We start from the raw sequence: 22,583 nt of genomic DNA, 5'->3' as shown, positions 1-22,583 counted from the left end.
CCATGGGGACATGCGTCGATCTCGGTGGTGGGGGCACCGCACCGGGTACGGCGTCTTCGTCCTCGGCACCGGCATGGGCATGATCACCAATCTGGTCACCGGTGATCCCGAGCGGTGGCCGGGCGCACTGCAGCCGATCGCGACGTATTCGCCGGCCATCGGCGCCGGGCTGCTGGCCGCGGTCGGTGCGAAGGCGACCTGGGACGTCTGGCGCAACGGCGTCGCCCGGCCGCAGTGGACCGGTTCCGAGCCCTATCCCGGGTTGACGGCCTACACCGAGGAGCGGGCCGGAGTCTTCTTCGGACGTCGCCGCGAGGTCGAGGAACTCGTCGACCGGGTGCGGCACGCGCGGGCGGCCGCCGGCCGGTTCGTGCCGGTGATCGGGCCCTCCGGATCCGGTAAATCGTCGCTGGTGCAGGCCGGGTTGCTGCCCGCGCTGCGGCCGGGCCGCGAGTTCGAGGTGCTGCCACCGTTCAGCCCCGGCGCGAGCGCCGTCGGGGAGCTGGCCGGCGTCCTCGGCGTCGACCTCGCGGCGGCGGCGGGTCTCGCGCTCGAAGCGGCCCGCCAGGGACACCCCGCCCCGCCTCTGCCCGGCGTGTTGGCGGCTCTGTCCACTCTGCGGGCCGGCGCGCGTGGCGTGCTCCTGATCGTCGACCAGCTCGAGGAGGCGGTCACCCAGTGCGTCGAGGAGGACCGGCACGGCCTGCTCGCGCTGATCGAGGCGATGCTGGAGCAGGAACCGCGGCTGCGGGTGGTCGCGACGGTCCGGTCCGACACGATCGGGGCGTTCCAGCACGGGCCCGGCCGCGATCTGTTCCACGACCCGCTGATGGTCAACGTGCTCGGCGCCCGGGAGATCCGGCAGGTGGTCACCGAGCCCGCCCGGCTCACGGCCACCACCTTCGACGACGGACTGGTCGACGAGATCGTGCGCGACGCGGGCGGCGGTGACGCCCTGCCGCTGCTCAGCTACCTGCTCAGCGACCTCTACCGGCACGCGGCCGGCGATCGCCGCATCACCTGGCGCGAATATCAGAACGGCGGCGGCGTCTCCGGCGCGATCACCCGGCAGGCCCAGGCCGCCGTGCGTGAGCTCGGGCCGGACGCGCTCGGCCGCTGCCTCGACACGCTGCTGCTCTTCGTCACGCTCGGCCCGGGCGGTGCGACCCGGCAGCCGGTTCGCCGGTCGGGTCTGGACGAGAGCCGGCTGCGCGTGGTGCGGACCTTCGTCGACGCCCGCCTGCTCGTCAGCGACCGCGACACCTTCGACATCGCCCACGAGGCCCTGCTGCGGCAGTGGCAGCCGCTGGCCGAACACATCGTGCTGCACGAGGAGAGCCTGCGACGGCTCACCGAGTTGGCTCCGATGGCCCGCGCGTGGCGACGGTCCGGTCGCCAGGCCGACTACCTGATCACCGGCGCGCGTCTGGCCGACGCGCTGACCTGGGCCCGCGACGGGCGAGCACTCGACCCGGACGTCCGCGAGTTCCTGGACGAGTCGCAGCGCAACGAGACCGGCGAGATGGACCGCCGCGCCGACCGGGCGGCGCGGGAGGCGCTCGCGGCGCTGCAGCGGGAACCGGAGTTCGCTACCGCGCTGGCCCTGGCCGCCTACACCGAGCTGGCGCCGACGCCGCTCGCCGCGTACGCCCTGGAAGCGGCCCTGGCCGACGGCCTGCTGCGGGTGATCCGGCATCCGAAAGGCGTGGCCTCGGTCTCCTACGGCGCTGGGCTGCTCGCAACCGCCTGCGAGGACGGAATCGTGCGCCTGTGGTCCGATACCGGTCCAGCGCTCAGGGAGTTGTCCGGCCACGAGGACGGCGCCGGTTGCGTCGCGGTCGGCGCCGACGGGCGCGTGGCCACGGCCGCGGGCGACGGGACGGTACGGGTCTGGGAGGACGACGCGACGCTGCACGCCGATCGCTTTCTCAGTCCCATCCGGCTCGCCTACACGCCGGACGGCCGGCTGCTGATCGGGGCCGGCGACGGGGTGATCAGGATGTGGGACGCCGACCTCCACGTCGTGGCCACGCTCGCCGACGGCGCGAAGGACGGCCCGTTGTACTCCCTCGCCACGGACGCAGCCGGCCGGATCGTCGCGGGTTTCGGCAGCGGCACCGTGCTGCGCTGGGACGAACTCGGCCGGCCGGCCCAGCGCCTGACGGGTCACCCGGGCGCCGTCTTCGCCGTCGCGTTGAGGCCGGACGGCCGCGTCGCGGTCGGCGGGCGCGGCGCGCGGATCATTTTCTGGGACGAGACGGAAGTGTCGTCGACGGTGATCCGGGATACGTACGCCCCACTGGGTGCCTTGGCCTACGACAGCACGGGCCGGTTGGCGGCCGGCTTCGACGACGGTGTGGTGCGGGTTTGGGAGGCGGACGGAGAGCTGTGTCATGTGCTGACGGAGCACGCCGAGCCGATCAGCGGTGTCGCTTTCGCGGCGGACGGTCGTCTCGCCGTCGGCTCGCGAGACCGCACCGTCCGCGTTCTTGACCTGGGCGGGCGGCTCGTCACCACCGACACCCGCCGGATCGGCACGGAGCTCGACTTCGCGCCGGACGGCACTCTTCTCATCGGCGACGAGGCGGGCGCCCAGCCGGCGGACCCGCTTGACGACATCAGCCCGCGAGTACGCGTCTACATGGCTGTCCGCCAGTTGTCGTCTTCCGCGATCGCGGCGGGCGGGGCCATCGGTGGCACCCTGGTCGGCGGCCACAACGACGGCACCGTGGTGGTCCGGACGGCCGCCGGCGCAATCCTCACTTTGCGGCCATCGCACGCGGCGGCGGTGGTCGCCTGCGCCGTCGCGCCTGACGGAAGACTCGCCACCGGCTCTGTCGACGGCGAGATTCGTATCTGGGACGCCGAGGGTGCCCTGCTGCACACGATCGCGGGCCGGGCCGGCATGGTGCACGCGCTCGCTTTCGCGCCCGACGGTCGACTTGCGACGGCGTGCGCGAGGGCGTTGAACATCCGTCCCCACGGGACGGAGCCGGCAACCCTGGTCGCCTTGGCCACCAAGCATGACCGGGAACCCCTGACGCCGCAGCAGAGGCGGGCGGCCATGCTGGCGACGGCACCGGACCACGGAGGCTGACGATGCGCCTGCAACCCCACGAACGAATCCTCGACATCTGGCGCGCCGTCGCCCGGCATTCGTTTCGCGACGGCCTCTTCGTCCGGGGCGCGGCCGCGGCCGGCGATGCGATCAGCGACGCCGAGCAACTTCTGTGCATTCTCGAACCGGCCACGACCGTACGTCATTTCGTCCTCGACCGCGCCGAATGGGTTCGGGACGATGTCGTCAAGGCGCTACGACTCATCGGCGACCCCGACGTCGTGCCGATGCGGCTGATCCGAGCTCAGCGCGCCTATTTGGAGATGTACCGGGACGTCGACGGCCACCCGGTCTTTCCCGCCGGGCAGTACCTCGACTGCGGTGACGACGTCGTCGAGTCGTTCGCGCTCTCGATCCGCTTCTGTCTCGCCGCCATCGGCTTCTGCCGGGTGTACCGCGAGACGCCGCGCCCACCCGAGGTGGAGGCCGAGACCCGCCACGTGGAGGACCTGGCATCGATCCGGCTGTCCGCGGCCATGATCGGCCTGTTGCGCAGTTTCGTCGTGCAGGAGTTCCCGGCCGGCTCGCCGCTCGGCCGCCACCTGCTCGCCCGGCTGGGCCAGGAGGAACGCGACCCCGAAGCCGTCCTGCGTGAGTTCAACAACGAGCTCAGCGAGACCCGGGCCGGCTCGGTCGAGATCAGCATCGGCACCGGTCGTACGGAGAAGCTGTACGCCGACCCCACGATCCAGTTCGCCTGCGGTTGGTCGTGGGGTGTCCTGACCGACGCCCCCGAGGTGGAGACCGACGCCCGTCTGGTCGCGCAGCGGCCAGGAATCGCGGCCGCGGTGCCGGACCTCTATTTCACCTGGATCGCCTCGGAGGCGATCGCCCATCTGTTCGCCGAGCGTACGCGCGTGCTCACCATCCTCGGCGAGGAACAGCAGCGCCTGGCCCGAGCGCTGCAACTGCGCCTCGAGCTGACCCGCGCCTACTGGTCCAAGCTGGCGACGTTCGGCGACCATCGCTGGCCGCTGGAGCGCCTGCCCTGGCTCGGCGGCACCGACTATCACAGCCTCCTCGTCGCCACGATCACCGCCGTCACCCTCGGCGGCACGCGCGGCGACACCAGCCTCTACTTCGGCTACCTGGTGCGGATCCTCGCCCGGCTGGCCACCCGCCACGGGATCGTCAAGCCGCCCCGCGCGGACGGTGCGGCCCCGGCGATCCGTCTTCCCGGCGAGCCGGTCCCGGCCGGCGACGCCGTCTATCACGGCACGGATTTCACGGCGCTGCTCTTCGACGCCGTGCTCCGCAGCTCGGTCATGACCGACCACGAACACCTGCGGCAGCAGCTGGGCGACCTCGCCGACGTCGTCTGGGATCATCTGGAGATCGACGGCCCGATCCCGGACCTGCACGGTTTCGGCGAGCGGCCCGGACCCGACTGGCACAACGTGCTGCGGGTCGTGACCGGCCTGACCGCCGCCGCGTCCCTGGCCGAGGGCGGGCTCGGCCAGGGCGCTCAGCCGCTCGGCTTCGTCCATCAGCTGCTGGCCGACGCCGACGACGCCTTCGAACGGCTCGACGGTCACACCGGGAGCCGGAAGATCGAGGCCACCCTCGACCGCGCCCGCCGCATCATCGACGACCACCCGGCGAGGGCGGCCGCCCTGCTCTACGTCGCGCTGGCCGAGATCGACGCCGCCCTGCCGGACGGCTAGGCCAGGCTGACCTCGCTGCCGACGCTCTGGTTGTCGGCCGCGGTCAGCACCGCGTCGAGCAGGCCGGGGAAGCGGGACTGCACGTCGTCGCGGCGCAGCACCACGAAGCAGCGGGTGCCCTCCATGCGGGTGCGGGTCAGCCCGGCCGAGCGCAGCACGCGCAGGTGGTGGCTCAGCGTCGACTTGGACACCGGGGCGCGCAGCAGGCCCCAGCCGCGCTCCTCACCGTCGGAGAGCAGGCGGATCAGCCCGACGCGGATCGGGTCGCTGAGCGCGCTCATCACCTCTGTCAGGTTCATCTCATCGGGGTCCGGATGCCAGGTGTCTCGCACGTCGACCATGTTAGCTTGTTTGACGTTCTACGAACATCGAACAAAGGATTCCGCATGACCCCGCCCCTTTTCACCGACCTCGCGGTCATCGTCACCGGAGCGGGATCGGGCATCGGCCGCGCCACGGCCGTCGCCTTCGCCAAGGCCGGCGCGCACGTCCTGGGCGTGGGCCGCCGCCGCGACGCCCTCGAGGAGACCGCGAGCCTGCACCCGGGCATCGGCGTGCACGCGGCCGACCTGCGCGCCGACGGCGCCCCGCGCGCGATCGTCGAGGACGCCCTCGAACGCTGGGACCGCCTGGACGTGCTGGTCAACAACGCCGGCGCGACGGCCGTGATGACCCTGGCCGAGACCGACCCCGAGCAGGTCCGCAACGTGTTCGACCTGAACGTGATCGCGCCGAGCCTGCTCTCGCACGCCGCCCTGCCCGGCCTGCGCGCCACCCGCGGCAGCATCGTCAACATCTCGAGCACGTACGGGCATCGCCCGCTGCCGCACTCGGGCCACTACGCCGCGTCGAAGGCGGCCCTCGAGCAGCTCACCCGCACCTGGGCGGTCGAGGTCGCCCCGGACGGCGTACGGGTCAACGCCGTGGCCCCCGGTCCGACGGCGACCGACGTCATGCTCGCGGCCGGCCTGTCGCCCGACGAGATCGCCCAGCTCGACAAGGCCAACGCCGAGCGCATCCCGATGGGCCGCATCGCCAGCCCGGACGAGGTCGCCGCGTGGGTGCTGCGCTTCGCCGACCCGACCGTCTCGTTCGTCACCGGTCAGGTGCTGACCGTCGACGGCGGTCTCGAGCACACCTGACGGGGACGAACGGGGCAACCGACTCAGGCGTTCCCAGGTTCGGCCGAACGGTGGTTGGAGGCGCACTTCGAGGGCGCCGTTGACGGCAGGAGACCGGCGATGGATGCCCGAGCGAACCGCCTCGACGACCTCCGGGTCGGCACCAAGATTGTCCTGGCGGTGGCCGTCGTGGCCGTGGTCGCCGTTGTCACGGCCGGCGTCGCCTGGGCCCGGCTCGGTTCGCTCGACGACCGGATCCAGGGGCTGAAGCACGACAACATCACCCGGCTGGACGCGCTGGTCGGCCTGCAGAACGGCATGTCTGACATGTACCGGGCCCTCTTCCTCTTCCAGGGGGCCCGGACAGCGGCCGAGAAGGCGCAGTACGAGAAGCTCGCCAAGGACGCGCAGGCGGAGGTGGGCGCGGCGGGAGACCGGTACGTCGCCGCGCCCGACTCGTCGGCGGTCTGGCAGACCCAGACCCAGGCGTTCGGCGGCGCCTGGACCCAGTACCAGGCGCTCGTCAACCTGCTGCTGTTCCAGGAGGCCCCGCCGGCCGGGGTCGAGCTGCCGCCCTCGCTGCCCGACCGGTACGCCCTGTGGACCAAGTCCGAAGACACCATGAACACCGCCGTCGACCAGCTCATGACCCTCGAGCGCACGCAGGCCGAGCAGGACAGCACCGCCGCCGACGAGGAGGCGTCCGCCGCGCGCAGCACGATCCTGATCATCGTGGTGACCGGCGTGATCCTCTCCGTCGTGCTCGCGCTGCTGATCGGCCGGGGCATCTCGCGACGGCTGGCCGGGGTGGGCCAGGTGCTCGACGCCGTGGCCGACGGCGACCTGACCCGCCGCGCGTCCGCGGGCGGCCGGGACGAGGTCGCGATGATGGGGGCGGCGGTGAACCGGGCCACCGATTCGATCCGGCAGACGGTCACCGCGCTCGCCGACTCGTCCCGCCTGCTCGCCGACTCGTCGCATCAGTTGTCGGCGTCGGCCGAGGCCATCGCGGCCAACGCCGATGCCACGTCCACCCAGACCAGCCTGCTGGCCGACGCCTCCGAGGGCGTCTCGCGCAGCGTGCAGACCGTGGCCGCCGGCACCGAGGAGATGGGCTCGGCGATCCGGGAGATCTCCCAGTCGGCCAACGACGCGGCCGGGGTCGCGTCGCAGGCGGTCACGGAGGCGGCCGCCACCAACGCGACGGTCGCGAAGCTGGGCGAGTCGTCGGCCGAGATCGGCAACGTGGTCCGGGTGATCACCGCGATCGCCGAGCAGACCAACCTGCTCGCCCTCAACGCCACCATCGAGTCGGCCCGGGCGGGCGAGGCCGGCAAGGGCTTCGCCGTGGTCGCGAACGAGGTCAAGGAGCTGGCCCAGGAGACGGCCAAGGCGACCGGCGACATCTCGCAGCGGGTCGAGGCGATCCAGGCCGACACCGACGGCGCGGTGGCCGCCATCGGCCGGATCTCGGCGATCATCGCGCAGATCAACGACTACCAGACCACGATCGCCTCGGCCGTCGAGGAGCAGACCGCCACCACCAACGAGATGAGCCGCTCGATCGGCGAGGCCTCGATGGGCTCCACCAGCATCGCCGAGAACATCGCGGGGGTGGCCGGCGCCGCCCGCACCACCACGGCCACGGTCGGCGAGACCCAGCGCTCGGCCCAGGAGCTGGCCCGCATGTCGGCCGACCTGCAGACCGTCGTGGCCCGCTTCCGGGTGTAGACGGGCGGCGTTACAGTCTGCCGGTGAAAAATCGGCGGCTGACGATGGTGATGACGGTCGTGCTGGGCGCGACGCTGCTCAGCGGCTGTGGGGACGGTGGCAACGAGCCGGCGAAGGCCGCGGCCGTCGCCCCACCTCCGGCGTCGAGCGCGCCCGCGCCGCCCCCTTCGACAGCGCCGCCCTCGAAGACGCCGTCGGCGTCCCCCAAGCCCACCAAGAAGCCGCCGGTCACGCTTCCGAAGCCGGGCAATCCGTCCGGCCGCGCCGCGATCCCGTCCGCCGCGCGGGCCACCGACACCAGCAAGCCGGATCGTACGATCGGCAACGGAACGCCGGCGAGCTGCACCTCGGCCGCTGTGGTCAAGGCGGTCGGGCAGGGCGGGGTCATCACCTTCGACTGCGGGCCCCATCCGGTCACGATCACGATGAAAGCCACCGCCAAGGTACGCAACACCAGCTCGACCGTGGTGCTCGACGGCGGCGGCCGGGTCACGCTGAGCGGCGGCGGCGCACGCCGCATCCTCTACATGAACACGTGTGACGAGGCTCAGACCTGGACCACGTCACACTGCAACGACCAGGCAACGCCCAAGCTGACCGTGCAGAACCTGACCTTCACCAAGGGCAACAGCACCGGCATCACGACCGAGGGTGGGGGCGGCGGCGCCATCTTCGCCCGCGGCGGGCGCCTCAAGGTCGTCAACTCGCGCTTCACCGGCAACCGTTGCGACGGCACCGGCCCCGACCTCGGTGGCGCGGCGATCCGGGCCCTCGATCAGAGTCAAGATCTTCCCGTGTACGTCGTCGGCAGCACGTTCAGCGGCGGGGTGTGCTCGAACGGCGCCGCCCTGAGCAGCATCGGGGTCTCCTGGACGGTGCTCAACAGCGTCTTCAAGGGGAACTCGGCCGTCGGGCGCGGCGCGAACCCGGCCCGCGGCGGCACACCGGGCGGCGGCAGCGGCGGCGCGATCTACCTCGACGGCAACACGTTCACGCTCTCCCTCGACGGTTCGATCATCGAGGACAACAGGGCCAAGGAGGGTGGCGGCGCCATCTTCTTCGTCAGCAACGACCGCACCGGCACGCTGAAGATCCGTAACTCGAAGCTGCGCCGCAACCCGAGCGCCGGCTTCGAGACCGCCGGGCTGCCCGGCATCTTCTTCCTGGGTTCCACCAGGTCAACCAGCGGGTCTACGCTCACGAAATAAACAGTTTTCGCACAAACCATTTGTGCGCCATTCGTGGTTCACGCTCCGCTGAGGCCGAGGGTGCGTTCAGTGCTGGGCCCGGTGCGGGCCGGGCGCGAACTGACCGGGCGGCTCACCGACGGGTGGGCCGCCCCGATCCCCTCCTACCTGCTGTACGAGCGGTGGGCCGCGGCCAACGCGACGATCGACCACGCGGGTTCGGAGGCCGGCCGGCCGGCAACCCGCGTCGGTGACGCGCGTCGCCCAACTGGTCGGGACGATCTCGTCGCACACCCGCGTTTCGGCGAGGAGGTCGTGCCGGCCGTCCTGGAACGTCTCAGTCTTCCCCGGGCCGTACGTCCTCGGTGATCCTCGACAGGGTGTCGACGAACTGGTCGTACGCCTCGGGGCCGACCTTCGCCGCGTACCGGCGCTCGATGTCGGCCACGATCGCGTCGGACAGGGCCATCAGCCGCAGGCCGCGCTCGGTCGGCATGATCAGCTTGGCGCGGCGGTCGGCCGGGTCGGGCACCCGCTCGACGTACCCGAGCTTCTCCAGTTCGTCGACGATGGCCCCGATGGTCTGCTTGTTGCGTCCGGCCAGCCGGGTGAGCTCGGTCTGGCGTACGCCGTTCTCGTCGAGATAGGCGGTCACGGCACCGTGCCGGGGGCGGATGTCGTCGAAACCCTCGTCGGCACTGCGCCGGAACAGCTCGGTCTGCAGCCCGAACAGCAGCCGGGTGGACAGCATGCCGAGATCGGCGGCACGCGTGCTCCGAACCATCTGACGTAACCTGCCTCGCGCCGCCACCCGTTCCTTCGCGTCAACCAGAGAACCATAGAACATTCAAGATCGTTGACAGCGGCTGGTCATATGTCCGCTGTCGTACGTCTTGCGGGGGACCGGCGCAGGCTGACGACGACGGCGGTGGTTGCTACGAGCACGACGGCCAGGCTTTCGACCGGCGCGGGGGTCAGCGGGGTCAGCAAGGCCAGTACCGCTGCGACGGGTACAGCCACGCTGACCCGGTGCAACGCCCAGACGGCGACAAGACAGACCGCCACGGGTACGGCGAGAGCGAAGCCCACGCGCATGTCGGAGGATGGTGCCGCGGGGTCACGGCGAGTCCGACCGCGACCACGAAACAGAGGTCGAAGAAGAGCTCGAGCGGCGTCGACACGCGGTGCGGCCCGTCGGCCGAGCGGGCCCGCATCGGGTTGAACAGGCTGGTCATGTATCGGCCCCCATCACTCGGGTGTGCGTCGCCTCGCAGACGGGGGCCGGGCGCGGAACTTCAGCGGCGTGGCTGATCTCACGGGGCGTTCTTGAAGGATTGGGCCCGGAAGCTCTCAGAGTTCTCCCAGAAGCTCTGCGGAAGCGGCCAGGTGCGGCCGCCATCATCGTCGGCATGATCGAAATACGCGGACTGACCAAGCGGTACGGCCCGTCGACAGTGGTGGACGATCTTTCCTTCACCGTCGAGGCGGGCCACGTCACGGGCTTCCTGGGGCCGAACGGCGCGGGAAAGTCGACCACCATGCGCATGATCGTCGGGCTGGCCGCGCCCGACCGGGGGACAGTCACGGTCGGCGGCCGGAGTTATCGGAACCTGCCGGTGCCGTTGAAAGACGTCGGCGCATTGCTGGACGCCGGCGCGGTCCATGGCGGGCGTACGGCGTACGACCATCTGCACGCCCTCGCGGTGAGCAACGGCCTGCCCCGCCGGCGGGTGGGGGAGGTGCTGGAACGCACCGGGCTCCTCGGAGTGGCCCGCAAGCGCGCCGGAGGATTCTCGCTCGGCATGCGCCAGCGGCTCGGGATCGCGGCGACGCTGCTCGGCGAACCCCGGGTGCTGATCTTCGACGAGCCGGTGAACGGGCTCGACCCGGAGGGCATCCGCTGGGTGCGGGATCTGATGCGCACGCTGGCGGCGGAGGGGCGGGCCGTGCTCGTCTCCAGCCATCTGATGAGCGAGATGGCGCAGACCGCGGACCACCTCGTCGTCATCGGGCGGGGGCGGCTCATCGCCGACACGGCGGTCAGCGAGCTGACCCGGGCGAGCGGTTCGGGAACCGTGCTGGTGCGCGTGGCGGAGCCGGCCGACTTCGCCTCGCGGCTGTCGGCGGCCGGAGCCACCGTACGGGAAGGGCTGGAATCTTCCCTTGTGGTGTCGGGGATGAGCGCGGCGGAAATCGGCCGGCTCGCGGCGTATCACGGGGTGGCTCTGGGGGAGCTGACGCCGCAGCGGGTCTCGCTGGAGGACGCGTTCATGGAACTGACGCGCGACAGCGTCGAGTTCTCGGGGGTGGCGGCGTGAATCTGCTGCTCTCCGAATGGATCAAACTGCGTAGCCTGCGGTCCACCTGGTACACCCTGGGATGCCTTCTTGTGGTCGGGCTCGGCATCACGGCGCTGACCTCGAACGCGGCCGGCAGCGAATGGGCGGCGGCCACCCCGGCGGAACGGCAGTCCTGGGATCCGACCGCGCTCAGTCTCAAGTCGTACATCGTGGCGCAGCTCATCATCGGCGTGCTCGGGATCCTCGTGGTGACCTCGGAATTCGCCACCGGGCTGATGGGCACGACGCTGACCGCTGTGCCGCGCCGGGGACGGGTGCTGGCGGCCAAGATCGCGGTGGCGGCGGCGGTCGCTGTGGTGGCCGGTTCGGTGTTGATGTTCGGAGCGTTCCTCATCGGACAGCCGCTGCTGGCCCGGCAAGGCGTGCCCACCGCCTCGCTCGGTGATCCGGGGGTGCTCTCGGCGGTCCTCGCGGGCGGGCTCTATCTCGCGGCGATCGGGCTGCTGGCGGTGGGGCTCGGGGTGGTCATGCGGGCGACGGCCGGGGCACTGGCTACGCTGGTCGGGATCATCCTGCTGGTGCCCGCGCTGGCCGGGCTCTTCCCGTCGTGGCTGCGAGGCATCTTCGACTACTGGCCGACGCTCGGCGGACCCGCGGCGCTGGGCACGGTCTCGTCCTATCCGCACCCGTGGCTGAATCTGGGCGGCATGTGTCTGGCGATCGCGGTGGTTCTGGGCGTCGCGTTCACGGTGTTCCGGCGCCGCGACGTCTGATGAGAATCCGAGATGTGTACGGCGGGGTGGTCGCCGGTGGGCTGGCCGTGCTCGCCATGGCCGGGACGGCCGTCGCCGGGCTGCTGCTGCTCGGCGCCGGGCGGGTGGGGCGTCTCGACCAGCTCGCGGCGGCGGTGGTGGGGATGTCGGTGGGCGCTCCGGCCGTGGTCGGGGCGTCGCCGTCGGGCGGGTTGCCGGTCGCGCTGAACGGGCGGATCGACGTGATGCCGCTGGGGGTTTCGGTGGTGGGCGCGGTGGTGCTGGGCGTGCTGCTTCTGTCACACCCCCGCACCAGCCTGCTCGTGCGGGGAACAACAGCGGCGCTCGTCTTCACCGCCGGGGTGGGAGCGATCGCTCGGGTGGCGCGGGGGAGTTTGGCGCTGCCCGCCGGTGGAGCTTCGGCGGCCGTGGAGGCGCGCGGTTGCCCGGGTGGTCTCGGCGTCCTGCCGGGCGGCGGGTCGTCGGGTGGCGGGACGCCGGGCGGCGGGTCGTCGGGTGGCGGGTTGCTGGGCGGTGTCTTGTCGGGTGGCGGGTTGCTCGGCGGTGGATCGCCGCGCGGCGGGTCGCCGGCTGGTGGCCTGCCGGGTCTCGGATCGATTGATGCCGCGTTCTCCGTGCCTGTCGGGTCGGCGGTGGCCGGGGCGGCGGGGTTGGCGCTTGCCGTCATCGCGGTGTGCTGGCTCTGCGGGCGGTTCCCGGCTGCGGGGACGGGGCTGCGCGCCCTCCGGTGGCCGGCGCTGGCGATTGCCGTCACGGGCTTGGCGGCTGCGTGGGCGCTCGGAGGGCCGATGGCGGTCGGTGGTTTGCTGCTGGCGCTGCCGCTGGTGGCGACCGGGGCGCTGTTGCTGGGCCTGGGCGTGCCCTGGACGGTCCGGGCCGACGGCGTGCTCTCGTGCGTTCTCGACGGCACTCCGGCGGCGCCGACCGGTGGCCTGCTCGCATTGGTGGCCGCGGTCGTCCTGCTGATCTGCGGGCTTGTCGTTGCCGTCGCCCGATCGGCGGCCAGCCGTGAGATGGGGATCAGTTCTGCCGGCGACCGGCAAGACCCCGCCCCCGCCACCGCGACCGCGACCGCCGCCGCCGACGACGACGCCACCGCCGCCGACGACGCCGCGACCGCCGCCACCGCCGCCGACGCCGCGACCGCCGCCACCGCCGCCGACGCGGATGACGCCGCGATCGGCGGTCCAGCCGGCATCAGCGATGGTTCGGTGGTCGGCGGAACTGCCGACGACCGAGTGCCTGCCGCGGCACCCGGCCCCAACTCGGTTCCTAGCTTCCTAGGATGCAAACGCGATGCGCTCCGCCAGGCTGTTGTTACCGCCGGCTGGGCCGCGGTGGTGGCGGGCCTTGCGCTGGGTGGCCTCGCCGTCCTGTCGGCGGGGTCGGCCGAGTTGGGGGCAAGGGCGTTCGTCTTCGCGCTGCCGCTGCTCGACGTGCGGGTGGCGGCCGACCCGTGGCTGGCGCTGGCCGTCGGGGCCGGAGCCGGAGCGGTCGCGGGTTTCGCCGGGAGCGTGCTCGCCGATCTGTTCGCGCGGCGGCGGTTCGTAGGCTGGCGGGCATGACGCCCCGCGCAGACGCCGAGCGGCTCCTGGTCGTGGACGACGAGGCCACCGTCCGGGAGCTGCTCTCGGCGACGCTCCGGTTCGCCGGTTTCCGGGTCAGCTCGGCCGCGAACGCCGCCGACGCGATCTCGTCGGCCACCGCGGAGCCGCCCGACCTGGTGCTGCTCGACGTCATGCTGCCCGACATGGACGGCTTCGAGGTCGTGCGACGCCTGCGGGAGCAGCGCACCGCGGGCCGGGCCGGGCCGGTTCCCGTGCTGTTCCTGACCGCCCGCGACCGGCAGGCAGACAAGGTGACCGGGTTGTCGCTGGGCGCCGACGACTATGTCACCAAACCGTTCGACCTCGAGGAGTTGATCGCCCGCATCCGCGCGATTCTGCGCCGCACCGCCGGGCACCCGGTTGACGTTCTCACCGTCGGCCCGCTCGCCCTCGACGTCGAGGGCCATCTGCTCACCCGCGAAGGCAAGCCGGTGCGGGTCTCGCCGACCGAGTTCCGGCTGCTGCGCTATCTCATGGAGAACGCCGGCCGGGTGGTGACCAAGGCGCAGATCCTCGACCGGGTTTGGCACTACGACTTCGGCGGGGACGCGAGCATCGTCGACACCTACATCTCCTATCTGCGGCGCAAGGTCGACGTCGAGGAGCCCAAGCTGCTGCACACCGTCCACGGTGTCGGCTACGTGTTGCGGGAGCCAAGGTGAGTCTCCGCGTACGGCTGCTGCTGATCACGGCCGCTCTGCTGCTGGCCGGGTTGGGTCTGGTCGGCACGGTCGTCTCCGATCGGCTCGAGCACTACCAGGTCGACCGCCTCGACACCCAGCTGCGATCGCTGACCAGCATCATCTCGCGCCTGCCGCCCGACGGGCCGCGCCCCGCCGACGCGGCCACCAGCTCGGGCCTGCTCGACCCGGCCCTCGATCTCATCGGCGCGCCGTACGTCGTCTATCTCGACCCTGACGGCTCGGTCGTCGAGGGCGTCCTCTCGTCGCGGCTCGACCGCGCGACACTGCCCACCGCGGCTGCCCTGCACGCGATCACCCCCGGACGCGACGGCGTGTTCCTGGACGCGGCCGACGACTCGCAGCGCTGGCGGGCCGTCGCCGCGCGGACCGGCGGATGGGACGGCACGGTGGTCGCGGCGGCGCCGATGGCCGAGGCCGACGCCACCGTCGCCCAGCTCCGCACGACCAGCCTGATCAGCGGCGGGGTGCTGCTCGTGCTGCTGACCGGGCTGGGCTGGCTGGCGCTGGGCCGGGGACTGCGGCCGCTGCGCCGCATCGAGCAGACGGCGGCCGCGATCGCCGCCGGTGACCTGACCCGGCGGGTGCCCGGCCTGGCCGCGCCGAATACCGAGATCGGGCATCTGGCAAGCTCGCTGAACACGATGCTGGGCCAGCTCGAGCGGGCCTTCGCCGAGCGGGCCGCCTCCGAGTCGCGGATGCGTACGTTCGTCTCGGACGTCAGCCACGAGTTGCGTACGCCCCTGTTCGTCATCAAAGGCTCGACCGACCTGCATCGGATGGGCGCGCTGGCCGGCCCGGCCGACGTCGACGAGGCGATGCGCCGCATCGAGCGTGAGGCGACGCGGCTGACCGCGCTCACCGAGGACCTGCTGCTGCTCGCTCAGCTCGACGACGCGCCCGAGGGCCAGCTCGACCGGGCCCCGATGGACCTGCGCACCCTCGCGACCGACGCCCGGCACGACCTGCACGCCCTCGACCCTGCCCGGCCGATCGAGCTGACCGGCCCCGGCGGCGTCGGCCCGCCCGGCCCGGCCCCGGTCGACGCCGACGAGGCCCGGTTGCGGCAGGTCGTCGCCAACCTGGTGGGCAACGCTGTCGCGCACACCCCGGCGGGCACGGGCGTACGGATCGGGGTGGGTTCGGTCGGCGGGAACGCGGTGCTGGAACTGGCCGACCAGGGCCCGGGAATGCCGGCCGAACAGGCGGAACGGGTCTTCGACCGGTTCTATCGCGCGGACCGCTCACGAAGCCGTGCGGGTGGCGCGAACGCCGGGCTCGGCCTGGCCATCGCCCGCTCCCTGGCCCGGGCCCACGGCGGCGACGTCGAGCTGACCACGTCGGTCGGCGCCGGGGCCTGCTTCCGGCTGCGGCTGCCCGCCATCAAGTCGTAAGCCTCACAGCCCGGCGCCACGGACGGCCTCGTGCAGCTCGGCCGCCCGGTCCAGCAGCTCTTTCACGTCGCGGGTGGCAGTCGCGACGGTGACGTAGACGTGGCCGACGCCGCCGGCGACGAGTTCGGCGATGTCCTCGACGAGCTGTGAAGGGCTTCCCCGGTACGGTTCCCGGCCGTGCGCCGGCACCTCGGCCAGACTCGTCACACCGAGCTGGTGGACCACCTGGATGTCCTCGGGCCGCCGACCGGCTGCCACGGCCAGTTCCCGGATCTGGTCGAGCCCTTCGGCGACGAGGGCGGGCGAGATTCCGAACGGGATCCAGCCGTCGGCGCGCCGGGCGATGCGCCGGAACGTCGCCGGAGTTGTGCCGGCCAGATAGACCGGGATGGGCCGGGCGGGTTTCGGGCCGATCGTCGCCGGCCCGATCCGGTAGCGGTCGCCGGTGAACTCGACGTTGTCCGGTCCCCAGACCGCGTGGGCGACGGCGAGGAACTCGTCGAGGGCCGCGCCCCGCTCGGCGAAAGGCCGCAGCCCGACGGCGTCGAACTCGTCGCGCAGCCACCCGGAGCCGAGACCCGCGAGGAGCCGCCCACCGGCTGCCGAGTCGAGGGTGGCCAGGGTCTTCGCCAGCCGCAGCGGCACCTGCAGGGGCGCCACCAGTACGCCGGTGCCCAGCTCGGCCCGCGAGGTCACGGCCGCCGCCATGGCCAGCACGATCAGCGGGTCGGCGGTGCTGCCGTAGGCGGCCGGGTCCCGCGGCCGTCCGCGTGGGCCGGGCACGAGCAGCCGCTCGTACGCCCAGAGGCTGTCGTAACCGATCTCCTCCAGGCGGCGGGCGGCCTCGGCCACGTCGCGGGCGAGGTCGTAGTGGCCGGCCTGCGGCAGGTTGACGCCGAGCTTCACACCCATGCCAAGCTCGACGCGCGCCCGACGGCCGGGGTTCACTCGCGGCCGCGACGGCCCAGATCGTGAGGGCCACCAGCAGCTCGTCGCGTGCGACGGCCTCGTTCACGGCGGCGATCCAGGCCGCGCCCAGGTGGGGCGGGATCATGCCGAGGGACAGGACCGGTCATGGCGCGTACGACGTGCCCGCGGTCGCCAGGTTCAGCGGGGTGGGTTCGCCGCAGGCCAGGCGCAGCAGGTCGGCCCGGACGGTGTCGGCGGCCAGGTGCAGGGCGCCGTGCAGGACCGGGTCGCCGCCCACTCTGCTGAGGGCGACGGCGGGCGGCGACGGCAGGAACTCGCCGAGCGCTTCGGTGAGGGGCCCGCGCAGGTCTCGCACGTCGTCGCTCAGCACGACGAGGTCGGGCTCGGTGACGAGACAGGCGGCGGTGACGGCGGGCAGCAGTGTCTCGGCCGCCCCGGTGCGGTTGGCCCAGTCGGTGAGGGGGCGCAGCGAACCCGTGCCTGGGCGGACGGTGCCGTCGACGACGTGCTTGAAGGCGGCGCCGGTAACGAACAGGAAGTCGCGCGCCGTGCCGACCTTGGCCTCGGCGAGAGCGGCCAGGTCGGCGTGCGAGCGCACCACGACGGGGCAGCCGAGCGGATCGGCCAGGTCCCTCTCGTTCACGTCGCGGGTGGAGGGGACACCGACAACGACGTGCCGGGGTTCGCCGGGGATGAGGGCCGCGGCGATCAGGTCCGGGTCCGGGAGGGCGCCGGCGTCGCTGGTCCGCGCCGGGGCGACGTACTCGGGGGACAGGCCGGAGACGGTGACGAGCCGGCCGGGCCGGAACACGGCCACCGCGATGCGTTGCGCGGCGGGCCGCACGGTGAACACGCGGGCCTGCGGTCCGGTCGAGCGGCGGCGCAGACCGGCGAGCTGCGCTACGCCGAGTTCGGCCAGTTCGTGCAGGAGGGTGTTCGCGGTGACCCGCGACAGCCCGGTCGACTCGGCCACGTCACGCGCGGTGCACGGGCCCCGGTCGAGCAGGGTGACGAGCGCGCCGCGGAGATGCTCGGCGTGATGCTGCCGCTGCGCCTCGCTCCACCGGTTGCGGCCGTTGTAGGCGATCCTTCTTGGCTCCACTGAACGTAAGACGGAGCCGACCGGAGCCGGTTCACCGTGACCACGGGTGCCGGAGGTCACGCGAACCCGGCGAGGGCCGAACGCGCCTCGGGCAGGTTGCCCTCGCGGCGAGCGCCGGCACAGTCAGGACGGCCCAGGCCTTGGGCGGCAGCGACCCCGAGACCTCGTCGCCGTCGAGGTGTGCGGACGGCCGCCCGGCGAGGCGTAAACGTAGTGCCATTTCGTGCAACCTCCTTGGCGCACACGCCGCCGCAAACGGTAGCGCGGGACAGTGAGACGTCCACCTGTTCGTTCTCGCGGGAGATGTCATGCAGCAACCCGACTGGTCCGGCCCGCTCGCCGCGGCGTACGGCGGCGCTCTGGCCTTTCTGACCGATCTGCCCGGCCACCCGGTCGGCGCCTCGCAGGACCGGGAGGCGCTGCTGGCCGCCCTAGACGGTCCGCTGCCCGAGCAGCCGCACCCGGCCGCGGGGGTGATCGAGCAGCTCGCCGCGGCGGCCGACCCCGGGATCATGCGGTCGACCGGCGGGCGGTTCTTCGGGTTCGTCGTCGGCGGGTCGACCCCGGCCGCCCTCGCCGCCGACTGGCTCACCTCGGCCTGGGACCAGAACACCGGCCTGTTCGCGCTGGCCCCGTCGGCCACGACGATCGAGCAGGTGGCCGGCCGGTGGCTGCGGGAACTGCTCGGGCTGCCGGACGATGCGACGACGGGGTTCGTGACCGGCGGGCAGATGGCGAACTTCACCGGGCTGGCCGCCGCGCGGCACGAGATGCTGCGCCGGGCGGGCTGGAACGTCGAGGTGGACGGGCTGTTCGGCGCGCCCCGGCTGCGGGTGCTGGTCGGCGCGGAACGGCACGACACGATCGACCTCGCGCTGCGTTACCTCGGCGTCGGTACGGCGGCCATCGAGGTCGTGGCGGCCGACGAGCAGGGCCGGATGGATCCCCTCGCGCTCGCCGGTGCGCTCGAGGACGCCGACGGGCCGATCATCGTGTGTGCTCAGGCCGGCGGGGTGAACTCGGGGGCGATCGATCCGGTGGGGGAGATCTGCGACCTCGCGCACGCGGCCGGCGCGTGGGTGCACGTCGACGGCGCGTTCGGGTTGTGGGCGGCGGCCAGCCCGAGCCGGCGGCACCTGCTCGACGGCGTGGACAGGGCCGACTCGTGGGCCACCGACGCCCATAAATGGCTTAACGTCCCGTACGACTCGGGTCTGATCTTCTGTGCGCACCCGCAGGCGCATCGGGCCGCCCTGAGCGTGCGGGCCGGTTATCTGATGCACGGCAGCGGCGACCCGTTCGAGCTCACCCCTGAGCTGTCCCGGCGGGCTCGTGGCATCCCGGTCTACGCGGCGCTGCGCAACCTCGGGCGTACGGGGGTGGCCGCGCTGGTGGAGGGCGGTTGCGCGGCGGCGACCCGCTTCGCCGAGCTGCTGGCCGCCCACCCGGGCGTACGGATCCACAACGACGTCACGCTCAACCAGGTGCTGGTCTCGTTCGACGACGACGATGCCCGTACGCGTGCGGTCGTCGACCTGGTGCAGGGCGACGGCACGTGCTGGGTGAGCGGCTCGGTGTGGCGGGGCCGCGCGGTCATGCGCATCTCGGTCTCGAACTGGTCGACCGACCCCTCCGACGTCGACGCGTCGGTGCAGGCGATCCTGCGCTGCCTGCAGGCCGAACGCGCGACGGCGCCGGCGAGCCAGCTCGAGATGTAGGGGCTCACCAGCACCCCCGGGCGACGAGGTCTTCTCGTGAGGCTGTCATACCGCTGTAGAACGCAGCTCGCCGCGGCCGGTTCATCAGGAGAAGACGGTCTTGGGCCGTTCGAGCAGCGTCCCGTCCACGTACAGGTCGACCTTCTCGTTGTAGAACGCGACAAGCTGGTGGATGGGCCCCACCGCGGCCGTCGGGAAGGCATAGGACCAGGCCAGATCCGGGTACGACCCCACGGGCGTACGAACAGTCCAGTAGTCGCTGGTGCGGCCCTTGTACGGGCAGAAACTCGTCGTGTCGGTGTGTTCGAGCGCCGAGTGGTTCAGCGCCGACCGGTCGAGGTAGTAGCGGGTCGGCAGGCCGGTCTCGAACAGCAGCACCGGCGAGTTCGACTCGCCGAGCAGCACCCCGTCGAGCTCGACCCGCACGTGCCGGGTGGAGCGAAGAGCATCGACCCGGGTGTACGGGTTCCGCGGGTGGAAGAAGATCTCCTCGTCCTCCTCGAACCACGCGTCCAGCGCGTCCCACTCGAACCGGACCAGTCCCGCCAGCCCGGGCAGCTTGCTCTCGGTGTAGATCCGTGCGGCTGCCTTGTGCTCGACGTCGCCGACCTTCAGCCCCGTCCGGCGTGCCGTCCCCCGGCTGAGGTGCTGCTCGTGGTCCTCGTCGACGAGCACCGAAGGGTCGACGTCGTCGAGCGGGATGTAGTACTGCGGGAAGCTCGCGATCTCCCAGAGGTAGACGGCGCGGGTGGTGTCGAGCACGACCTTGCCGTTGAGGGTCGCGCGCACCCGCCGCGGCGCCGGTTCCATCAGATTGACTGTGGCGATCATCCGTGGGTAATTCGTCATACCTCTGATCGACGCAGCGTGCAGCGACGGAGTTCACGCGTGTTGGCCCAGGTCGGGTCGCTTCAGAGAATAAATGATCGGGTCATGGCGGTGGGGGACCTGCTCGGCCGCGCGCGCGAGAAAGCGGCTCGACCCCGACCGCTGAGCCTGGCACCGCGCCCACGCGGCGGTCGGTCCGGACGAGGACGTGGCCGCCGAACTGAAGGCGTCGGCGACCCGGGCCCGTACGCGCGGAGGCCGTTCCGCCGCCGCGGCGTTCCTCGAACGGGCCGTCGCGCTCACCCCCGACCCGAGCCGGCGCACCCGACGCGCGCTGGCCGCGGCCCAGGAGCGGATGTTCTCGGGACGGCCCAGCCTCGTCCCCGGCCTGCTCGCGGCGGCCGAGCTCGGCCGGCTCGACGACGCGCAGCGTGCCGAGGTGATGCGGCTGCGGACGGCGGTCTCGTTCGTGGTCAACTCGGTGCGCGGCATCAGCCCGGCCATGCTGACGGCCGCGGGCGACCTGCGCGAACCGAACCCGCGGGCGGCCCGCACGGCCTATCTCGCGGCGATCGGCACCGGGGTGCTGGCCGGGCGGCTCGGCCCGCCGGAACATCTGCGCCGGGCGGCCGAGGCGGCCCGGCGGCTCCCGGTCGGCGACGAGGTGGGCAGCCTCTTCCTCGACGGTATGGCGGCCTGGATCCTCGACGGCTACGCGGCCGCCGTCCCGAAGCTGTCCCGCGCCCTGCACGCGCTCACCAACGACGAGGACCTCGAACTGATCTGGCTCGCCGCGCTGGTGGACATGGAACTGTTCGACGACGAGTCATGGGACCGGATCAGCAGCCAGGCCGTCGGGTTCGCCCGGCGCACCGGCTACGCCTACATCCTGCCGGCCGCGCTGTCCTACCGCTCGGGGGCGCTCATCTTCGAAGGCCGCCTCGCCGAGGCCGCCGACCTGCTGCTCGCCGAGGCCGAGGCCCAGGCCGAACTGGGCCGCCTGACCACCTACTACGCGACCGGCATCATCCTGGTCGCGCCCGCCGCGAACTGATGGCCACGGGCGAGACCGTGACCCGGCGAGCCGTCGGCGACCACGAGAAGCTGACCGCCCAGGAGACGCAGATCGCCCGGCTGGCCGTGGCAGGCCGCGCGAACGCCGAGATCGGCGCGGCCCTGTTCCTGAGCCACCGTACGGTCGAATGGCACCTGCGCAAGGTCTTCGCCAAACTCGGCGTCGTCTCCCGCCGCGAACTCGCCGAACGCCTGCGCACGCCGCTATGACACTGCCCACCTGAACGCCGGGCGCTTCCGGCGCGTCGAAAGTGGCTATGGATCAAGATGCTTTTCTGGGCCGCGTGGTCACCGACAACGCGGCCGCCTTCGCCGGGCTGTCGGTGTCGCTCGGGGCGCGGCTCGGGCTCTACCGGGCCATGACCGGGCGCGGGCCGATGACCCCGGCGCAGCTCGCCGCCGAGGCGGGCACCGTCGAGCGGTACGCCGCCGAGTGGCTGGCCGCGCAGGTCGCCGGCGAATACGTGCTCTACGACGCGGCCACCGCGACCTACGAGCTGCCCGACGAGCACGCGGCCGTGCTGGCCGACCTCACCGGCGGGTTCACGATGCTGCAGTCGCTCTACCAGACCGAGGACGCGCTCGTCGAGGCGTTCCGCACCGGCGACGGGCACGGCTGGGAGCAGCACTCGGCCGACCTGTTCTCCGGGGTGGCCGACTTCTTCCGGCCCGGCTACGACGCCTTCCTCGTGCAGGAGTGGCTGCCCGCTCTGCAGGGCGTGACCGAGAAGCTCGCGGGCGGCGGGCTGGTCGCCGACGTCGGCTGCGGGTACGGCTACTCGACGATGCTGATGGCCGAGGCCTTCCCGCAGGCCCGGTTCCGCGGGTTCGACTTTCACGCCCCGTCCGTCGAGGCGGCCCGGCGTACGGCGCGGGAGCGTGGACTGTCCGGCCGGGTCAGCTTCGAGGTCGCGTCGGCGGCCGACTTCCCGGGCGAGGGGTACGACCTGGTCACCTACTTCGACTGCCTGCACGACCTCGGTGATCCGGGTGCGGCCCTGCGGCGTACGGAAAAGGTGTTGGCCGCGGACGGAAGCGTGATGATCGTCGAGCCGAACACGTCGGGCGACCCGGCCCGGAGCATCAACCCGATCGGCCGGTCGTTCGCGGCGGTCTCGGTCGTGCTCTGCCTGCCCGCCGCGATCGCCCAGCGCGGACCGGTGGCCCTGGGCAACCACGCGGGTGAGGACGTGATGCGCGCGATCGCCGCCGACGCCGGGCTGGGCTCGTGGCGGGTGGCCGTGGAGACGGTCACGAACCGGATATATGACGTGAAGCGCTGACCCCGGGCGAGCTATGCTGGCCGGGTCCTCTGAGACAGGAGCAGAACGTGGC

Annotated in this window: 21 protein-coding genes; 15 read left to right on the top strand and 6 right to left on the bottom strand. The window is 72.3% G+C overall.

What is annotated here, in order from left to right; genetic code table 11:
• Positions 1-10: 10 nt before the first annotated feature.
• Both EER30_RS24895 and EER30_RS24890 read left to right on the top strand, forming a co-directional pair.
• Positions 11-3,097, top strand: coding sequence for an nSTAND1 domain-containing NTPase (locus EER30_RS24895; protein WP_127503005.1), 3,087 nt, complete (start codon positions 11-13; stop codon positions 3,095-3,097).
• A 2-nt stretch (positions 3,098-3,099) separates the two neighbouring features.
• Complete coding sequence (locus tag EER30_RS24890; RefSeq protein ID WP_127503004.1) at positions 3,100-4,782, top strand: SCO2524 family protein; 1,683 nt, start codon at positions 3,100-3,102, stop codon at positions 4,780-4,782.
• Here the strand turns inward: EER30_RS24890 and EER30_RS24885 are convergent.
• Positions 4,779-5,123: an ArsR/SmtB family transcription factor gene (locus tag EER30_RS24885; protein ID WP_127503003.1), complete on the bottom strand. Its 345-nt coding sequence runs from the start codon at positions 5,121-5,123 to the stop codon at positions 4,779-4,781. The two genes, EER30_RS24890 and EER30_RS24885, sit on opposite strands and share 4 nt — an antisense overlap.
• A 45-nt stretch (positions 5,124-5,168) precedes the next feature.
• On the opposite strand from EER30_RS24885, the gene EER30_RS24880 reads away from it, so the two are divergent.
• The 4 genes from EER30_RS24880 (at position 5,169) to EER30_RS24865 (ending at position 9,190) form a co-directional block, all read left to right on the top strand.
• Positions 5,169-5,924 (top strand): SDR family NAD(P)-dependent oxidoreductase, encoded by a 756-nt coding sequence (locus EER30_RS24880; RefSeq protein ID WP_127503002.1) that lies wholly within the window; start codon positions 5,169-5,171, stop codon positions 5,922-5,924.
• Positions 5,925-6,023: 99 nt separating this feature from the next.
• Positions 6,024-7,634: a methyl-accepting chemotaxis protein gene (locus EER30_RS24875; protein WP_127503001.1), complete on the top strand. Its 1,611-nt coding sequence runs from the start codon at positions 6,024-6,026 to the stop codon at positions 7,632-7,634.
• A 23-nt stretch (positions 7,635-7,657) separates the two neighbouring features.
• Positions 7,658-8,842: a hypothetical protein gene (locus tag EER30_RS24870; protein WP_432417564.1), complete on the top strand. Its 1,185-nt coding sequence runs from the start codon at positions 7,658-7,660 to the stop codon at positions 8,840-8,842.
• A 60-nt stretch (positions 8,843-8,902) separates the two neighbouring features.
• Entirely contained in the window at positions 8,903-9,190 is a 288-nt protein-coding gene (locus tag EER30_RS24865) for a hypothetical protein (protein WP_127503000.1), read from the top strand.
• Here the strand turns inward: EER30_RS24865 and EER30_RS24860 are convergent.
• Complete coding sequence (locus EER30_RS24860; RefSeq protein ID WP_205650399.1) at positions 9,159-9,605, bottom strand: MarR family winged helix-turn-helix transcriptional regulator; 447 nt, start codon at positions 9,603-9,605, stop codon at positions 9,159-9,161. The genes EER30_RS24865 and EER30_RS24860 overlap by 32 nt on opposite strands.
• Before the next feature lie 86 nt (positions 9,606-9,691).
• The gene (locus tag EER30_RS47300) at positions 9,692-9,916 is read right to left on the bottom strand and encodes a hypothetical protein (protein WP_164842471.1); all 225 of its coding nucleotides are present in this window, start codon (positions 9,914-9,916) and stop codon (positions 9,692-9,694) included.
• A 314-nt stretch (positions 9,917-10,230) separates the two neighbouring features.
• Here EER30_RS47300 and EER30_RS24850 point away from each other — a divergent pair, with 314 nt between their 5' ends.
• The 5 genes from EER30_RS24850 to EER30_RS24830 are packed head-to-tail and all read left to right on the top strand — an operon-like array spanning position 10,231 to position 15,596.
• On the top strand, positions 10,231-11,139 hold the full coding sequence (locus EER30_RS24850) for an ABC transporter ATP-binding protein (protein WP_127502998.1): 909 nt from the start codon (positions 10,231-10,233) through the stop codon (positions 11,137-11,139).
• A complete protein-coding gene (locus EER30_RS24845; protein ID WP_127502997.1) occupies positions 11,136-11,894 on the top strand; it encodes an ABC transporter permease in 759 nt (252 codons plus the stop codon). Before EER30_RS24850 ends, EER30_RS24845 begins: the two co-directional genes overlap by 4 nt.
• A complete protein-coding gene (locus EER30_RS24840; protein ID WP_127502996.1) occupies positions 11,894-13,459 on the top strand; it encodes a hypothetical protein in 1,566 nt (521 codons plus the stop codon). Before EER30_RS24845 ends, EER30_RS24840 begins: the two co-directional genes overlap by 1 nt.
• Positions 13,456-14,163, top strand: a complete 708-nt coding sequence (locus tag EER30_RS24835; RefSeq protein WP_127502995.1) for a response regulator transcription factor — start codon at positions 13,456-13,458, stop codon at positions 14,161-14,163. The genes EER30_RS24840 and EER30_RS24835 overlap by 4 nt, the downstream gene beginning before the upstream one ends.
• Positions 14,160-15,596, top strand: a complete 1,437-nt coding sequence (locus EER30_RS24830) for a sensor histidine kinase (RefSeq protein ID WP_127502994.1) — start codon at positions 14,160-14,162, stop codon at positions 15,594-15,596. The genes EER30_RS24835 and EER30_RS24830 overlap by 4 nt, the downstream gene beginning before the upstream one ends.
• Before the next feature lie 3 nt (positions 15,597-15,599).
• Here the strand turns inward: EER30_RS24830 and EER30_RS24825 are convergent, their stop codons facing one another.
• Both EER30_RS24825 and EER30_RS24820 read right to left on the bottom strand, forming a co-directional pair.
• Complete coding sequence (locus EER30_RS24825) at positions 15,600-16,508, bottom strand: TIGR03619 family F420-dependent LLM class oxidoreductase (RefSeq protein WP_127502993.1); 909 nt, start codon at positions 16,506-16,508, stop codon at positions 15,600-15,602.
• 160 nt (positions 16,509-16,668) lie between these two features.
• Positions 16,669-17,628, bottom strand: coding sequence for an ROK family transcriptional regulator (locus EER30_RS24820; protein ID WP_127502992.1), 960 nt, complete (start codon positions 17,626-17,628; stop codon positions 16,669-16,671).
• A 308-nt stretch (positions 17,629-17,936) separates the two neighbouring features.
• Here EER30_RS24820 and EER30_RS24815 point away from each other — a divergent pair, with 308 nt between their 5' ends.
• Complete coding sequence (locus EER30_RS24815) at positions 17,937-19,346, top strand: pyridoxal phosphate-dependent decarboxylase family protein (protein WP_127502991.1); 1,410 nt, start codon at positions 17,937-17,939, stop codon at positions 19,344-19,346.
• Positions 19,347-19,430: 84 nt separating this feature from the next.
• On the opposite strand, the gene EER30_RS24810 is transcribed toward EER30_RS24815, so the two are convergent.
• Positions 19,431-20,156 (bottom strand): DUF427 domain-containing protein, encoded by a 726-nt coding sequence (locus EER30_RS24810; RefSeq protein WP_240670277.1) that lies wholly within the window; start codon positions 20,154-20,156, stop codon positions 19,431-19,433.
• Between the two features lie 226 nt (positions 20,157-20,382).
• On the opposite strand from EER30_RS24810, the gene EER30_RS24805 reads away from it, so the two are divergent.
• The 3 genes from EER30_RS24805 to EER30_RS24800 are packed head-to-tail and all read left to right on the top strand — an operon-like array spanning position 20,383 to position 22,531.
• Entirely contained in the window at positions 20,383-21,228 is an 846-nt protein-coding gene (locus tag EER30_RS24805) for a hypothetical protein (protein WP_164842470.1), read from the top strand.
• Positions 21,228-21,458: a helix-turn-helix domain-containing protein gene (locus EER30_RS48870; RefSeq protein WP_164842469.1), complete on the top strand. Its 231-nt coding sequence runs from the start codon at positions 21,228-21,230 to the stop codon at positions 21,456-21,458. The genes EER30_RS24805 and EER30_RS48870 overlap by 1 nt, the downstream gene beginning before the upstream one ends.
• Before the next feature lie 47 nt (positions 21,459-21,505).
• Positions 21,506-22,531 (top strand): class I SAM-dependent methyltransferase, encoded by a 1,026-nt coding sequence (locus EER30_RS24800; protein ID WP_127502989.1) that lies wholly within the window; start codon positions 21,506-21,508, stop codon positions 22,529-22,531.
• Positions 22,532-22,583 lie beyond the last annotated feature (52 nt).

Source organism: Actinoplanes solisilvae, from assembly GCF_003999975.1.
Lineage (GTDB): Bacteria > Actinomycetota > Actinomycetes > Mycobacteriales > Micromonosporaceae > Actinoplanes > Actinoplanes solisilvae.
This window is presented reverse-complemented; position numbering and strand designations above follow the sequence as displayed.